Raw genomic sequence first — 16893 nt, 5'->3', positions numbered from 1 at the left:
CGAGGTGAAAGCTCGTTAACTGCTCTGTACCTCAACTTTTGCTTCCGGCTCAAGCTTTTGAGGGCTCTGACTTAGAAGCAGAGCAACTAAGACAAGAATCGCGCCAATTAGACCGCGTATTCCCAGATGTTCTCCCAGTAGCCAAAACGAAAAAATTGTGGCGAACAATGGCTCAAGTGTATAAAGTAAAGCTGTTTCGTCGGCTGAAACCCATTGCTGTGCCAATGTTTGCAGCCAGATAACAGCAGCCGTCGCCAACAGCCCTAAGTAGACAATCACTCCCCAGTGCTGGTGAATTACCTCAAATTGGTTAAGAATTTGTGTATTATTCCAAAGCAGACCTAGCACCGCAATGAACAAAAGTTGAACACTGGTAAGCGTTAAGGTGGGGTGACGAGACGCAACCCGGTCTAGGAAAATTATGTAGCCTGCATAAACAAAAGCATCAACGAACATCAACAGATCGCCAATTCCTAGTTCTCCCCCTTCCCAAAACATCACGCCAATACCGATCACAGCAACTCCAGCAGCTAGGAAAGTTCTCAACGGTACGCGTTGACCACTCAGCCATGCTAGTAGTGGGACGATGAGTGCGTTCAAACTGCCAATGAATGCAGCCCGATTCGCTGGTATAGTCTTGAGTGCAATTGTTTCTATAGCTAAGAAAAAGAAAAGGAAAAGACCTAGTACTGTACCATCACGAAGTAAAAGTGCGTTAATATTACGTAAATTTACAGCAAAAACTGCTGCTGCTATGACAAAGCGTGTAGCAATCAATGCACTTGGTGGAAGACTACTAACAATGTCTTTAGTCAATGGAAAAGTTGTAGCGCTAATTACATTAACAAGGATAAGCAGCATTATTCCTTTTAAACGCAACGTATTTTCAATTTGCATCAAATTAATTGATTGAATAATGTTTCTTTACATCCATAGAGAATGCGATCGCATAGAGAATGTTGGTTTTGCTGCATCCAGTCAGCGCCTTCTGAATTGAGGATTTTTAGTTGGGAAAGTTCTACGAAGTAAGTTGGCACAATAAAATCAAACTATGTAAATAAAAATGAACTAGGCTAAAACCCTTATACCTATTGCCTATTGACTATTTTCTATTGCCTTATCCCAACGACAATTATTTACGCCCACTTACTTAATCTGATTTTGGTAATTTCATGTCTTATTTTTACATTGCAATTAAAAGGTAAAAGAAGTTTGCATTAATCCAATCCGAATTGTATCATTTGGTGCGTTATGTTTAAAATTTCTAATCACTAAGAATCTCATAATCACAAAAATTCTGTCACTAAGTAGATAGCGATAGAATAATTACAAATGTTAGTACACTGAAAATTTTTGCGATCGCCTACAGTAGAGGCTCCGCGCGATCGCTTTGTGATGGATACCTGCAAATCAGATTGCTACATTGCGCTTCTCGTACACTGCGGTAAGCCGCTACATATCATCCATGAATGCGATGATTTTTGTATCACTTCTATTTCTCTTTCCTAAAAGGAGAGAGGCTTTGAGGCTTATTCACCAACGCTAGCAGGAAGGGGCTGTTCTTATCCCATACAATTGAGAAACCCTATTTATAATTTGGTGAAATACAAAAATAAATAATTTATACTTGCAAAAAGGCTTTAATTCCATAACGATTAAAAGGATGCAGGTATGAGAAAGTTTTTTAATTTCTGCTTCGAGGTTGAATTTTATCTAAAAATTGCTATTACTTGCACAATTGTTCAGCAAATATTTTATTGGTTGTTGCACAATATAGAACTCAATTTTATAACTCAAGTGCTGTTATACTGGCTTGTTGGTTCTATTTCATTTTATAGCATTGGTCTTTTCATCGAAAAGGTAATTAAAAACAATGATAATTTAAGAGAGAAATTAACTGCCAGAGTTAAGAAAGTCAAAACACAACCATTTCCTTCATTTACTGCCAAAGGCATCATTGCTGGAGAAATCAAAAGTTTTATAGCAGCTTTAATTATCCTCTACATAGCACCAGAGGTAAATAGAGGAAATAGTTTGCTCTCAAACCTAGGATGGTTTTTGATGAGAATAATTGTTGCTGATTTCTGTTTTTACGTTTCCCATTCGCTACTTCACAGAAAATTTTTACAAAAAATACATTTAAAACATCATGAGTTTGCCGACTCATCAAGTTTTGTTGCTGGACATAAGAGTTTGACTGAATATATTATTGTTACTATTACAGACCTTTTGCCTATCTTTATATTTGGGTATGACATCACCCAACTATGTGCTTGGACTATTATAGGTAATGCTTACAACCTTGAAGGTCATAGTTCCTTATCAATATTTTTTGTTCCATCAGATTTTCACGATCTTCACCACAGTTGTTTCAAGAGAAACTATGGAATTCAGGGATTTTGGGACAGGTTATTCAACACCCTAAATCCTCCTACAAAGAAGCCAGGAATTATGTTTCCTGTAGCTTATTTAGAGGAGATCACCATGAAGTTGTCTAATACTTTAGATTGATTGAGAACTTTAAATCCAGAGAATCCATCTTTTGATTTTTGGCTACAGTGTACACACAAGTCTTTTAAAGTTGTCTCACAAGCTTTTTATTCCCCTAACTCCCATTTTTAAGGAAAATGTCTTAAATTCTTCCTTTTTAAGGAGAATTTAGGAGGATCTGTAACATTTTGGTTTTGTAGTCTGACTCATTAATTTTATGTCCAAAATTACCACCCCATTGTTCCTGGACTACCTTTAAATGGCCCGACAATATCAGAGGTAATCCATCCCCCATAAAAATCACCAGGTTGAGACATAACTAGCTCATCATTTACATAGCAAGCATCCATTAAACTAGGATAAAAAGCATAATATTCTTGAATCGTTACAAAATCAGATGTGGGGTCAAAATATCGCCAAGCAGCGCTATTTATATACTTGTCACCGATGCTTATATCATAATACTGACACTTACCTTTCCATTCACACCAACTTTTTTTAGGTGTTTCTATCAGATATTCTAGTTTAATATCTTCTGAAGGAATGTAATAAGAAGGAGGATGGCTAGTTTCTATGACTCTTTTAGCTTTACTTGTTTCTGCTAAAACAATATTATTAACAATTATCCGAATTGATTTGTCTGTATCTTCTAAACGAGCCGGACGCGGATAATCCCAAACTGACTCTTGACCAGGTTGTGGAGGAATAGGATTTGGTCTCATGGTTAATAATTTATTGTTTTTACTTTACCATTAAAGTGCAAAGGGAGTTCGCATTAATCTAATTCCATTCTAGATGATTTTTTCGTAATATTTTTCTTAAATTTTAGGCTAATAATATGTTTGCTGTCTCAACGAAAATTAATCCTAGTCATTACAGGGAGAAAAGGAAGATGTAAAAACTGTTATTCTGTAACTATTAGTATCCTGCAAATTATTTGTGTAAAACCTCATGTTGGGGTTAATGCTTGATATCTTGAACAATCCTAAAACCGGCGTGTTGATAAAAATTAGGACGAAACCAATTGCGATAATATTTTAAAGCTTCTGTACCGTTAGTTATCCAGCATCCTCCTAACATCATCTGATGCTTATTATCAAAAAATATTGCAGAATTATCTTCGTAAAGAAAATGAGGCTTATATCCTGGTAAAGGATTTAAATTCTCACTCAAGTGTTCCCAAAGATTTCCGCGTAAATCGTACAAAGCAGAATAACTTTTGGCTGTTTCTAACATTCCTACTGGACTAGGTGAGCCAAATTTTAAATTGATATTGTAATTGTCTACATCTTCTACCAAACCACTACTATAAGTTGCTAAATGATATTCAGCTTCACTCATTAAACGGGTATTTTTACCTTGCCAACGACAGTAAGCTATTGCTTCATAGTGATTGACCTCTACAGGCCAATCTAAGGGTAAGTCGATTTCATCAAACATCGCTCGATACTTGTAACTGCCATTTTGAGGTATCCAAAATTTGGGATATTTGATGTTGTTTTCAGTTTTCCAATGCCAAGATTCGTCATCCCAATACGCTCGGTTTTCGTAGCCACCAGCCTTGACAAAATAACTAAAATCGGCATTGGTAATCAGATATTTACTGGCTAAAAAAGGTTCTACTTCAACAGTGCGATCGCCATAATCAATATCCCATCCATAGGTCGGCTCGTTAAAGGCTTTGCCAAGTTTGACTACCCCACCCATCACTTGTATCATTTCGTTTTGAGCAGTGTAGCCATTAAAAGGGGCATATTGCCAGTTTTGAGGGCGTTTCACTCTCTCAATTGGTAGTTGGCGAATTAACATCGAAGAGGTTTCAATATGAATACGCTGGTGTTCAATCCCCATCATTAAAGCCCAGAGGGAATGAGTAGGGTGAATTGGTAGAGTTATCGGAGTAGTTTTAATTACTTCGGAAATTACTGTATATGCTTGTTTTCGATACTCCCAAGTTTGTGCAACTTGTGGCCATTCCAAATGAGCGATCGCTTGATTTAATTCCTCTGGTACCTCTGGATCAACTCCAATTTCAAACAAAATTTCATAGTCTGCATTGATCCTTTTTTCTAATAATCCAACGCTAATTAATTTATTGATGTAGAAAACAGCCGAATGTCCCAGATAGAAAATTAGAGGGTTTCTCAAAGGATCGGGATTGAGATAAAATGTATCTTCTTCTATTAAAGTTTTCATCAGCATATCTTCTAGTTGCCAAGCATTCTCAAAATAATCGAGGATAACTTGGCGATCGCAACTATCTAGTTTAGGTGGATGAGTAGATTGAAAACTGTTCATGATATAACTCAATTGCTATTATATAGATGATTAACTCTGGTTGATTTACTTGACATTAATCAAAAAGTTGTTAATTGTTGATTACATTCCGACTTTGTTTATTTTTTCCAGATATGTTGAATTTTCATAAATTAAACATATTCATGAACAAACAAATGCCACTTACTTAAGCATTCATACAAGGGCTAAAAATACTCAGATATTGTAGGATGATCAATGCCTATCCGCCTTAAGTAAGTGCCATTCATGAACAAACCATAAGCTTTGTAAGCTAAGGTTTAAAGCTTAATTCACGGATATGTCTATTTAAATTCAAATTTGGGGAAGCAAAATTTAAGCTTGGCAAAGAATTAACCCAAACCACTGATTGGGATCTGTCCAAGTTTTCAAAGTCTTGAGTCCATGTGTCTCCAGTTGTTTTTGCATAGTTACTAAATCAAACTTGCGAGAAATTTCGGTGAGAATGCTCTCTCCATCTGCAAAGCCAACTTGCAAATCTAGCGCTTTTAAAGATATCTCATGACTCTTTTGGCAATGCAGATACATTTCTATTTGAGTATCATTTTCATTATAAATAGCTTGGTGAGTGAATAAGCTGAGGTCAAAATTACCTTGAAAACGCCAATTTAAATGAGAAAGGATATTTAAATTAAAAGCAGCTGTTACTCCTTGACTATCATTATAAGCTGGCTCCAAAATTTCCTTGGGTTTTTGTAAATCAATCCCCAAAAGAAAGTAGTCACCTGCTTGCAAAGTCCTAGTAATTTGGCTTAAAAAATTATCACATTCTCGTGGATTAAAATTCCCAAGAGAACTGCCTAAGAAAAAAATCATCCGTGATGCTGCAAATGTTGATTCTAGCTTCGTCAAGGCTTGTTCGTAGGTTCCTATTAATCCCTCAACAAAGAAATGTGGATATTTTTGTTGTAGTTTAAGTACGCTAGATTTAAGGATGCCATGACTAACATCAATGGGTATATATCTACAGTGGCTTGCAATTTTTTGGTAAGCATCTAGCAAAAAAAGAGTTTTTGTAGAACTACCACTGCCTAACTCTACAAGTTCACAATTACCTGTTATCTGAGCTATTTCATCGGCATATTGACGTAAAATCCATGCTTCTGTTCGTGTTGGGTAATATTCTGATAATTCACATATTTGTTCAAATAGTTCTGAGCCGTAATCATCATAAAAATATTTAGGGGGTAAAGTTTTGGGACTTTGAATTAATCCTTGGATGACATCTTCACCTTCATTGTTGAGAACTCGATCATTCTCATTAAGAGATTTTAGATATGTAGCTAACATTGTGTCAATATATTTAGTTCTGAATGAAGTATTTAATATGACATATTTAGTATTTAATAGCAAGGCTTATTTCTAGGTAATTAATAATAAATTAAAATACGAAAAACCTCTAGATTTAGTGTGGTATTAAAGCAGGCTTTACTAATTTAATACTTGCTGATTTATTCAACTGTGAGCTAATAAATAAGTCGTTAGGAATAGACATAACTACATTGTTAGAGGTAAACATTATCTACTACCGAAAATTCGAAGCACATAAGTTAGCTTTATTGATGATAACTTAAATTTTAGTTAAAAATAATTAGAGCTTTGGTCGCGATCGCAAAACCAAAATAACTCTTATTTTTATTTTAATAGATAACTAAACTTTATCGAAAAATGAGTTTTATTAAATACCAAGTTATCTATTTTTATTTCATAAAAGTTAAATGATTTGCGATTGCCTGACTCAAAAAAATTGTATTTTTTATCCCGTTTTTTGCTTAACTCTTCTCTTGTCAAAGACGCTATGCTAGGGTGTATACACAAGTCTTTTAAAGTTGTTCCACAGCATTTATATTTCCTCTATCGTAATAGTATAAGACTTACGCAAAATTACACGCAGTAGGGGCAATTCATGAATTGTCTCTATTTAACAATCAAAGTTTGGGCTATTTTTTGCGTAAGTACTGTAGGAGCCAAAGTTCCCCTTTTTTAGGTGGATTCAGGTGGTTATAAGGTCGTTTTGTACACTGTATGTACACCGTAGCCTAAAAGGAGAAAGGCTTTGAATTTTACTGTCCTTCCCTACAATTTTAATGCAATAGAGAATCGCTATATGGTATTAAGTAGGAAGTTAAAATTAAACATAATATTAAAATTAATCATAGTAAAATTAAACATAAAATAAAATCCTACTTTTGACGGATAAATCGCTCAAAACTAGGATTATTAGGACTAAAGTCCTTACTACAAACTTTAATTTATTTAGGCTTAGTTACTTATCTTTTATAGTCATCAGAGAGATTTACAAGTAGGAGTTTCAATAAATTTCGTGCAACTAATTTGGAGAAGCATACGGCGATGCCTTCACAGTAGGCATCGCGGATTTTAGATAAAATCTAAAATCCCAAATCGAGTTACCGATTCACCGCCGCAGCTTCTCTTGCTGCTGCTGCTTGATCTGGGTGGATACCCAAGCGGGTGAGATTAATCCGACCTTTGTTATCAATTTCACGGACTTTGATAATCACTTCATCGCCCACCGCTACTTCATCCTCAACTTTGCCAACGCGGTAGTCAGCTAGTTGTGAGATGTGGATCATCCCTTCTTTCCCAGGCAGAAATTCCACAAATGCACCTATGGGTATAATCCGAGTAATACGTCCTGCATAGACATCCCCTTCGTGCAACTTGCGGGTCATACCTTGGATGATGTTTCTGGCTCTCTTCGCCTTGTTCTCATCCACAGCCGAAATTGTCACGGTGCCATCATCTTCGATGTCAATTTTTGCACCAGTTTCTTCTGTGATGCCCTTAATAGTCTTGCCTCCAGGCCCGATGACCAGACCAATCATGTCTGAGTCAATCTTGATTGTTAACAGACGTGGGGCATAAGGTGAGGTTTCAGTCCGTGGCACGTCGATGCAGGCGAGCATTTTCTCCAGGATGTGCAACCTAGCTGCTTTGGCTTGGTGGACGGCTTGGGAAATAACATCCAACGACAAACCGGGGATTTTCATATCCATTTGCAAGGCGGTAATTCCGGTATCCGTCCCGGCAACCTTGAAGTCCATATCGCCCAAAAAGTCTTCAATGCCCTGAATGTCGGTGAGGATTCGCACTTCGTCCCCATCCTTAATCAGACCCATTGCTGCGCCACTGACGGGTTTGAGTATTGGTACACCAGCATCCATTAAGGCGAGGGTGGAACCGCAGACTGAACCCATTGAGGTGGAACCGTTGGAAGAAAGTACTTCCGATACGATGCGAATCACGTAGGGAAATTGTTCTTTTGAGGGTAACACAGGAATTAGCGATCGCTCTGCTAATGCCCCGTGACCGATTTCACGCCTTCCTGGAGAACGCATTGGCTTGGTTTCCCCGACTGAGAACGGCGGGAAGTTGTAATGATGCAGATAACGCTTATGTTGGTCTAACTGCATATCATCGTTGAGGTTTTGAGCATCACCCGGTGTACCCAAAGTACAAGTGGATAATACCTGAGTTAGTTCCCGGTTAAATAAACCGCTACCGTGGACTCGCTTTGGTAAGACACCAACTAAACAAGAAACACGACGCACTTCATCAAGTTTGCGACCATCAACGCGAACGTTATCTTCGATGATTTGCCGCCGCATGAAGTACTTGGTAATATCTTTAAAAGTGTTACCAAGTGCCTTGCTATTTGCAGTTGCGGCAACTCGAATTGGGTCTTCTTCTGGAAGTTCCTTAATCGTCGTGGCAATTTCATCCTTGACGACATCTAAAGCTGCATCGCGTTCGGGTTTGGTGAAGGTAAATTGAGACAGGATTTTCTTAATCTGACCGCTAGCGCGATCGCGGATATAATTTTCTAGCGTCTGGTCTACTTCTGGTGGTGCTTCTTGCACTATCACTAAGCCCAGTTCTGCTACTAAATCTTGCTGCGCTTTGATTAAGTCCCGCACTGCTTCATAACCAAAATCAATCGCCTCGATGATATCTCGCTCTGGCAACTGATTGGCTCCCGCCTCCACCATGATTACGCCATGTGGAGAACCCGCTACGACCAGATCCAAATCTCCAGCTTCAATTTCTGCATAAGTGGGGTTAATAATGAAATCATCTCCCACTAAACCAACGCGAACTGCTGCCATTGGCCCATTAAAAGGAATCTGGGCAATCAGGGTAGCGATGGAAGCGCCTGTAACTGCTAATACATCGGGTGGAACCAACTCGTCCATCGATAGCGTTAAGGCGATAATTTGCAAGTCATCCCGTAACCATGAAGGGAACAAAGGACGCATGGGACGGTCTATAAGACGGCTGGTGAGAATTGTTTTTTCTGGTGGACGACCTTCCCGCCGCATGATCCCTCCGGGAATCCTACCAGCTGCATACAGTCTTTCTTCGTAATCTACTGTGAGGGGAAGAAAATCAATGCCTTCTCTGGCTTGCGATCGCGTAGCTGTCACTAAAACGGATGTGTCCCCTGATTCTATCAAAACCGACCCACCTGCCTGGGGAGCTAGCAAGCCTACTTTCAGTCGAATATCCCTTCCATCGAAGGATATTGACTTATCAACTTCTGCCATTCAGTTCTTTTTCCTTCTCTTTCGCTATTCTCTTTCTGTGGCAATCCTAACATTTATGCACTAGGGCTGACTTCTAGTACATACAAAGATAAGAGTTGTCATCAATCCAAAGCACGATACATCATCAGCGCGTCTACCACCTGTTCATTATCTAGCTTTGCGGCACGAGGAATTCGCCCAATAATCTCAAATCCTAACGACTGCCAAAGGGTAATTGAAGGTATATTAGTTTCAAAGACCAAATTGAACATTACTGCTTCGTAGCCCAGGTTTGCTGCTATCAAGAGCATAGCCTCCCCCATGAACCGCCCGATACCCTGACCGCGCAACCCAGGTTGTACAATAAAACCAGCGTTGCAAATATGGCAACACCGACCGGGGAAGTTTGGTTTTAAATAAAACGCCCCTAACATTTCTTTGGGCTTGTGTGTAGCATCCAAAACAGATGTCCTGACAACAAAGGCATCCTTGCTTAACCAGTAAGTTGAAAATTCTGCCTGAGATAGAGGTTGCCTTTGGGGATAAGTTTTACCTTCAACAATTACAACATTGAGTAATGCTCTTACAACCTCCTGTTCTTGAGGATGAATATAATCTAGTTCTACTTTTGTGTTATTTTTTATAACTTTAAAAATGGGGAAATCCATTACTAATAATGTTGATTCAGAATGATTATTTGAAAATTATTTGTATGCAATGATTTGATTATAAATGCTATTGGGAAGATTTAATAGTTAGAGATTTGCGAGTTAGATTATTTAATTTTACAAGAATCTGAGTAGTTAGCAAATGGCGATTTTACACGGTAATTGGTTACTAAAAAGTCAAAAGGGTTGTTTATTTATTTGGGGAGAAACATGGCGATCGCCACGAGTCAATTTAGAGTCGAGTGAAACTGGAGATATCCCACCACATCCATTGGCAATGACATCAGTGGAGTTGAGTGAGTGGTTGGTTTCCCAGAAGATGGCAATTACTAACTTTATCCAGCAACCCCAAGTTGCGAATACTACTACTGGGCGAACACGTAAAGCCGCTAGTGCCACTGCGATAAGTTTACCAACGCATTCACAAATCATTGCCCTACCAACTTATATTCCCGAAGAGAGTACAGAAGGAACATCTGCAATCTTCCCTGTGCATTCTGCCAGCTTGGGGCTAGAAACAGACTCTCCGCAATATTTGCAACCGTGGCGAGTAGAGGGTTTTTGTCTCAACCCCAGCGAAGCAGTAAAATTTCTCGCTGCTATTCCTTTAAATGCTGCAAAAGGTGAAGATGCCTTTTTAGGAGGAGATTTACGTTTTTGGTCGCAAGTTTCCCGATGGAGTTTAGATTTAATCTCGCGGTGTAAGTTTTTACCAAGAATTGAACGGCAATCAGACAGTGCATTTGCTGCTAAATGGCAAGTACTTCTAGATAGTGCTGTAGATGGAACTCGCCTAGAAAAATTTTCTGCGGATATGCCATTGGTTTGTCGTACTTATCAGGAGGGACTGGGGAATGGGGACTGGGGACTGGGGACTGGGGAGGAGTTTTCCCAATCCTTACTTTATGTAAACTTTCCTGCCGAACCTCAAGAATTACTTTTGGGATTTCTCAACAGTACGATAGATACACAAGTGCGAGGGATGGTAGGTTCTCAGCCTCCAATGGAAGCTAAAGTGATGGCATCTTTACCAGGTGGGGTGCGACAGTGGTTGCAAGGCTTAACTAGTGCATCTAGTACAGTTAACGCAGATGCTATTGAAGTGGAACGACTCGAAGCGGCACTGAAGGCTTGGACGCTGCCGCTACAGTACCAATTAACTCTTAAAACTCTATTTCGTACCTGTTTTCAACTGCGTTCTCCAGAGTCTGGCGAAACAGATTGGACATTGGCGTATTTTCTGCAAGCAGCTGACGATCCTGAGTTTTTGGTGGATGCGGCAACTATTTGGAACAATCCAGTTGAACGTTTGGTTTATGAAAATCGGACAATTGAGCAACCACAGGAAACCTTTTTGAGAGGTTTGGGGTTAGCTTCTCGATTATATCCAGCGATCGCACCCAGTTTTGAAACCGAATATCCCCAATCTTCTCGGATCAGCCCTATGCAAGCTTATGAGTTTATCAAAGCTGTAGCTTGGAGATTGGAAGACAGTGGTTTGGGAGTAATTTTGCCTCCTAGTTTGGCGAACCGCGAAGGATGGGCGAATCGTTTGGGTTTGAAAATTTCTGCCGAAACCCCAAAGAAAAAGCAGGGACGTTTGGGGTTGCAAAGTCTACTAAACTTCCAATGGCAATTGGCAATTGGTGGACAAACTATTTCTAAAGCTGAGTTTGATAAACTTGTGGCTTTAAATAGTCCACTTGTGGAAATCAACGGTGAGTGGGTAGAATTGCGACCCCAAGATATTAAAACAGCCCAAACATTTTTTACCACTCGCAAAGACCAAATGGCCCTTTCCTTGGAAGATGCCTTGCGTTTTAGTACAGGAGATACCCAGGTAATAGAAAAATTACCAGTGGTTAGCTTTGAGGCATCTGGGGCGTTGCAAGAGTTGATTGGGGCGTTAAGTAATAATCAAGCGATCGCACCTTTGCCCACACCAGCAGGCTTTAAAGGGCAGTTGCGGCCTTATCAAGAACGTGGTGCAGCTTGGCTGTCCTTCTTAGAACGTTGGGGCTTAGGCGCGTGTCTCGCCGACGATATGGGACTCGGTAAAACCGTGCAGTTCATCGCTTTTTTGCTACATCTTAAAGAGCAGGATGCGCTAGAAAATCCAACACTGCTAGTTTGTCCAACTTCGGTTTTAGGCAACTGGGAAAGGGAAGTCAATAAATTTGCACCAAGCCTGAAAATTTTGCAATATCACGGTGATAAACGCCCAAAAGGAAAAGCGTTTTTAGAAGCAGTGAAAAAGCACGATTTAATCGTTACTAGCTACTCACTTCTTCATCGAGATATCAAATCATTGCAAAGTGTCTCTTGGCAGATAATTGTTTTAGATGAAGCCCAGAATGTGAAAAACCCAGAGGCGAAGCAGTCAAAAGCAGTGCGGGAATTAGAAGCGACATTTCGCATTGCATTAACGGGGACACCAGTAGAAAATAGGCTGCAAGAACTATGGTCTATTTTAGATTTTCTCAATCCAGGCTATTTAGGCAATAAGCAATTTTTCCAGCGTCGATTTGCCATGCCAATTGAGAAGTATGGTGATACGGCTTCTTTAACTCAATTACGTTCATTAGTGCAACCATTTATACTGCGGCGATTGAAAAGCGATCGCGACATCATTCAAGATTTACCAGATAAGCAAGAAATGACCGTATTTTGCGGTTTGACTGGTGAACAAGCCGCACTTTATCAACAAATTGTAGAACAATCTTTAGTAGAGATAGAATCTGCTGAAGGATTGCAACGTCGGGGGATGATTTTGGCTTTACTAATCAAACTCAAACAAATCTGCAATCATCCAGCCCAATATTTAAAACAAGCAACATTAGAGCAACATAATTCAGCCAAACTTCTGCGGCTAGAAGAAATGTTAGAAGAAGTTTTAGCAGAAGGTGACAGAGCTTTAATCTTCACACAATTTGCTGAGTGGGGTAAATTACTTAAACCCTATTTAGAAAAACAGCTTGGGCGAGAAATATTCTTTTTATATGGCAGCACCAGCAAAAAACAACGTGAGGAAATGATCGACCGTTTCCAACACGATCCTCAAGGGCCACCGATTATGATTCTATCTCTGAAAGCCGGTGGTGTAGGACTGAATTTAACACGAGCAAATCATGTATTTCACTTTGATAGATGGTGGAATCCAGCCGTAGAAAATCAAGCCACAGATAGAGTATTTCGGATTGGTCAAACCCGGAATGTGCAAGTACATAAATTTGTTTGTACAGGCACTTTAGAAGAAAAAATTCATGACATGATTGAGAGTAAAAAACAATTAGCTGAACAAGTTGTGAGTGCTGGTGAAGAATGGTTGACTGAACTGAATACAGACCAACTCCGCAACTTGCTAATACTCGATCGCAGTGCAGTAATTGACGATGATGCAGAATAAGTTCTTAGTAAGGACTTTAGTCTTTGATTTGAGCGCTAAAGCGCTCACTACGAACTCGCACTGATGTAGCAGACTACTAATTTTTTAAATTGACTTATGACAAATTACACATTACAAGCAAGCCGAGAATGGTGGTCGCAACAATGGTTAGACTTACTAGATTCTTATCGCTTTAAAAAACGTTTAGAACGTGCGAGAAATTATGCTCGTCAAGGAAATGTTCTTAGCATTGAATTTAAAGGTGCAAAAGTATTGGCTAGGGTGCAAGGTAGTGAAGTAGAACCTTATAAAGTTTCTCTTTCCCTTGAACCATTTACCGATGAACAGTGGGGTTATGTAATTGAAACCATGTCCCAAAGGGCAATTTTTGCTGCCAAGCTACTAGCAGGAGAAATGCCACAAAATATAGAAGAAGTGTTCACAGCTAATGGTCTTTCGATATTTCCATTTACCCTTGGTGATGTCCAGAGTAAATGCTCTTGTCCTGATAAAGCAAATCCCTGTAAACACATTGGTGCGCTTTACTATCAGTTAGGCGATCGCTTCAGTGAAGACCCTTTTGTACTATTTCAGTTGCGCGGACGCACCAAAGAGCAAATTATCAGCGATTTACGTCAATTACGTAGTGCCAAGATTCAACCCGGTACCACAGAAACGCCCGATATTCAACAGCCAATTTCTAATAACAAATACTCGGTAAAAATTGATTTTTTCTGGCAATATAATGAGCCACTAGAGTCATCCTTGGTAGTGATTGCGCCTTCCACTAATGAGATGGTATTAGATGTATTAGGAGCAATCCCTCTAGCGAAGGAAGAGGAAAATGCTGTAAGTTCTACTTCGAGTGATGTGGTAATGAAGTATTTGAATACAATTTACAGAGATGTGAGCCAGAAGGCTTTTTTAGCAGCAATGAATGTGGGAGGAAGCTGATCATAATTCGTAATTCGTAATTATGAATTATATTGACTAGATAGTTCACCTTTTCCGCCTTTTCTCACCCATTCGCGCACCGCCTGACGAATTGCCCGTCTGCCATTTGCCCGATTTTTTTCAATCAGTTCTGGCAGATATCGAATTGCTAAAGTAGGAAACACTAAACTATTCACTGACTCGACATATTCCCCATTTTGCAGGAGATAAATCTTTAGTTCACCGGAATCATAACACCAAAGTTCTGGTACTCCCAGGCGGGCATAAATGGGAAAACGATTTAGCGACTTACTAGTAACATCAATTTCCAGTGCCAAATCAGGCGGTGGATCTTGTTTTAAGTCCAGATCCAATCTACCCCGAATCGCAGCTTCATTCTGAAAATAGAAGCAGTTATCTGACTCCACCCCTGCCATTCGGCTTTCTCGCTTCCAAGTGGTCGAACTATAACTGTCATAGTCTATAGCCGACTCTTCAGCAATATCTTGAACTGCAATACTAATTACCTCTTTGTAATATTCGTGTTCAGGTAAAGGTGTGATAATTTCTAAGGTACTGCGATCGTAAGCTAACCTCGCTGCCCGATGCTCTCCCAAGTCTTTTAGAAGATTTTCAAACTGTTCCCAGCTAATGTCGTAAAGCATTACTCGGTCTGCTCGATTTTTCGCGACTGTCATTGTTACGACCTCCAGAATGTTTTATTGTCCAAACTCAAGCCTAGCCTGTTCTACCAAATCAGCGGTAACAAGCTCTTGTCCTGCTTCACGGGCTAGTTGTTCAATTCTGGCTTTAGCTTGAGAGCGGACAAAAAAGGGAATATTTTGTAACTTTTCCTTAGCTTCAGATGTCCATCGTAAAGCATCAATAAAATTGGAATCGCTCATGGTATTAATAACCTTGGTAAGTCGTTCACTTTAATCAATAGATTACTAATTTTCCTATAAAAAAAGCCCTTGCTTTTACGCAAGAGCTTTTAAATTATTTAGTTGTCAGTAATGAAATAAACTTTACAACCTAATCTAGGTCGTCCATAAACATTACTGGCTCAGTATCACGGTTAATTCCTTTCTCAAAACCACCAGCCGCAGCCCGTGCGCGACCAGCGTGCCACAAGTGACCAACTAGGAAGAAGAATCCTAGTACGAAGTGAGAAGTCGCCAACCAAGCGCGAGGAGATACGTAGTTGAAGGAGTTAATTTCAGTAGCCACACCACCCACGGAGTTCAAAGAACCCAAAGGTGCGTGAGTCATGTATTCCGCAGCGCGACGAGCTTGCCAAGGCTGAATATCGTTCTTGATTTTTTCCAAGTCAAGACCATTGGGGCCACGTAGAGGCTCCAACCAAGGGCCACGGAAATCCCAGAAGCGCATGGTTTCACCACCGAAGATGATTTCACCAGTTGGAGAGCGCATCAGGTATTTACCTAGACCTGTGGGGCCTTGGGCAGAACCGACGTTAGCACCCAAGCGTTGGTCACGAATCAAGAAGGTCAAAGCTTGAGCTTGAGAAGCTTCTGGACCAGTAGGGCCAAAGAATTCGCTAGGATAAACGGTGTTGTTGAACCAAACAAAGATTGAGGCAATGAAGCCCATCAGTGAAAGAGCGCCCAAGCTGTAGGAGAGGTAAGCTTCACCAGACCAGATGGATGCACGACGTGACCAAGCAAAAGGCTTGGTAAGAATGTGGAAAACGCCGCCAGCAATACAGATAAAGGCAATCCAAATGTGACCGCCGACCACATCTTCTAAGTTATCAACGCTGACAATCCAGCCTTCGCCACCGAAGGGAGACTTGATTACATAACCGAAGATAACTGCTGGGTTCAATGTCGGATTAGTAATAACACGAACGTCACCACCGCCTGGTGCCCAAGTGTCATACAAACCACCGAAGAACATTGCTTTTAGAACCAACAGCAAGGCACCGCATCCCAAAATAATCAGGTGGAAGCCGATGATGTTGGTCATCTTGTTCTTGTCTTTCCAGTCGTAACCAAAGAAAGAAGAGTATTCTTCTAAGGTTTCTGGGCCACGAACGGCATGATAGATACCGCCAAAGCCAAGGACGGCTGAGGAAATTAGGTGGAGTACACCGACAACAAAGTAGGGGAAGGTGTCGATAACTTCACCACCAGCACCAACGCCCCAACCCTGAGTTGCAAGGTGAGGTAACAGGATCAAGCCCTGCTCGTACATGGGTTTTTCAGGCACGAAGTGAGCGACTTCAAATAAAGTCATCGCTCCTGCCCAGAATACAATCAAGCCAGCATGGGCAACGTGAGCGCCCAGGAGTTTGCCAGATAGATTGATTAAACGCGCATTACCAGACCACCAGGCAAAGCCAGTAGATTCTTGGTCGCGTCCAGTGCCGCCTAATATATTTGGTCTATTAGAGAGCGTTACCACGTGGTAATACCTCCTCAGGGAATACAAATTGTTCGTGGGGTTGATCTTGAGGAGCCATCCAAGCGCGGATACCCTCGTTCAGCAAAATGTTTTTGGTATAGAAGGTTTCAAACTCAGGGTCTTCCGCCGC

General features: G+C 40.3%; 13 protein-coding genes and 1 pseudogene. 3 read left to right on the top strand and 11 right to left on the bottom strand.

Translation table 11 applies throughout. The features are described 5' to 3' along the window. Positions 1 to 15: 15 nt before the first annotated feature. Complete coding sequence (locus H6G86_RS12230; RefSeq protein WP_242064791.1) at positions 16 to 861, bottom strand: DMT family transporter; 846 nt, start codon at positions 859 to 861, stop codon at positions 16 to 18. Between the two features lie 35 nt (positions 862 to 896). Then, positions 897 to 1037 (bottom strand): hypothetical protein, encoded by a 141-nt coding sequence (locus H6G86_RS12225; protein ID WP_190934563.1) that lies wholly within the window; start codon positions 1035 to 1037, stop codon positions 897 to 899. Between the two features lie 634 nt (positions 1038 to 1671). Here H6G86_RS12225 and H6G86_RS12220 point away from each other — a divergent pair. Beyond that, the gene (locus tag H6G86_RS12220) at positions 1672 to 2511 is read left to right on the top strand and encodes a sterol desaturase family protein (protein ID WP_190934562.1); all 840 of its coding nucleotides are present in this window, start codon (positions 1672 to 1674) and stop codon (positions 2509 to 2511) included. Between the two features lie 206 nt (positions 2512 to 2717). On the opposite strand, the gene H6G86_RS12215 is transcribed toward H6G86_RS12220, so the two are convergent. From H6G86_RS12215 to H6G86_RS12195, 5 genes are all read right to left on the bottom strand, one after another. Continuing rightward, a complete protein-coding gene (locus H6G86_RS12215; protein ID WP_190934561.1) occupies positions 2718 to 3212 on the bottom strand; it encodes a DUF427 domain-containing protein in 495 nt (164 codons plus the stop codon). Positions 3213 to 3450: 238 nt separating this feature from the next. Continuing rightward, complete coding sequence (ovoA, locus tag H6G86_RS12210; protein ID WP_190934560.1) at positions 3451 to 4788, bottom strand: 5-histidylcysteine sulfoxide synthase; 1338 nt, start codon at positions 4786 to 4788, stop codon at positions 3451 to 3453. Positions 4789 to 5121: 333 nt separating this feature from the next. Next, on the bottom strand, positions 5122 to 6096 hold the full coding sequence (gene egtD / locus H6G86_RS12205) for an L-histidine N(alpha)-methyltransferase (RefSeq protein WP_190934559.1): 975 nt from the start codon (positions 6094 to 6096) through the stop codon (positions 5122 to 5124). Positions 6097 to 7214: 1118 nt separating this feature from the next. Further along, positions 7215 to 9371, bottom strand: coding sequence for a polyribonucleotide nucleotidyltransferase (locus tag H6G86_RS12200; protein WP_190934558.1), 2157 nt, complete (start codon positions 9369 to 9371; stop codon positions 7215 to 7217). Between the two features lie 101 nt (positions 9372 to 9472). Beyond that, positions 9473 to 10018: a GNAT family N-acetyltransferase gene (locus H6G86_RS12195; RefSeq protein ID WP_190934557.1), complete on the bottom strand. Its 546-nt coding sequence runs from the start codon at positions 10016 to 10018 to the stop codon at positions 9473 to 9475. Positions 10019 to 10160: 142 nt separating this feature from the next. Here H6G86_RS12195 and H6G86_RS12190 point away from each other — a divergent pair, with 142 nt between their 5' ends. Together H6G86_RS12190 and H6G86_RS12185 are read left to right on the top strand one after the other, a co-directional pair. Next, positions 10161 to 13424, top strand: coding sequence for a sll1366 family intein-prone helicase (locus H6G86_RS12190; RefSeq protein ID WP_190934556.1), 3264 nt, complete (start codon positions 10161 to 10163; stop codon positions 13422 to 13424). A 96-nt stretch (positions 13425 to 13520) separates the two neighbouring features. Then, on the top strand, positions 13521 to 14357 hold the full coding sequence (locus H6G86_RS12185; RefSeq protein WP_190934555.1) for an SWIM zinc finger family protein: 837 nt from the start codon (positions 13521 to 13523) through the stop codon (positions 14355 to 14357). Between the two features lie 20 nt (positions 14358 to 14377). Here H6G86_RS12185 and H6G86_RS12180 read toward each other — a convergent pair whose 3' ends face one another. From H6G86_RS12180 to H6G86_RS12165, 4 genes and pseudogenes are all read right to left on the bottom strand, one after another. Then, on the bottom strand, positions 14378 to 15034 hold the full coding sequence (locus H6G86_RS12180) for a Uma2 family endonuclease (protein WP_190934554.1): 657 nt from the start codon (positions 15032 to 15034) through the stop codon (positions 14378 to 14380). A 21-nt stretch (positions 15035 to 15055) separates the two neighbouring features. Next, complete coding sequence (locus H6G86_RS12175) at positions 15056 to 15241, bottom strand: PCP reductase family protein (protein WP_190934553.1); 186 nt, start codon at positions 15239 to 15241, stop codon at positions 15056 to 15058. A gap of 130 nt (positions 15242 to 15371) precedes the next feature. Next, positions 15372 to 16763 (bottom strand): photosystem II reaction center protein CP43, encoded by a 1392-nt coding sequence (gene psbC, locus H6G86_RS12170; protein WP_114081127.1) that lies wholly within the window; start codon positions 16761 to 16763, stop codon positions 15372 to 15374. Beyond that, positions 16747 to 16893 (bottom strand): annotated as a pseudogene (locus H6G86_RS12165) (photosystem II D2 protein (photosystem q(a) protein)); the annotation flags it as partial. The gene psbC and the pseudogene H6G86_RS12165, both read right to left, overlap by 17 nt.

Source organism: Nostoc sp. FACHB-133 (assembly GCF_014698055.1).
Lineage (GTDB): Bacteria > Cyanobacteriota > Cyanobacteriia > Cyanobacteriales > Nostocaceae > Nostoc.
This window is presented reverse-complemented; position numbering and strand designations above follow the sequence as displayed.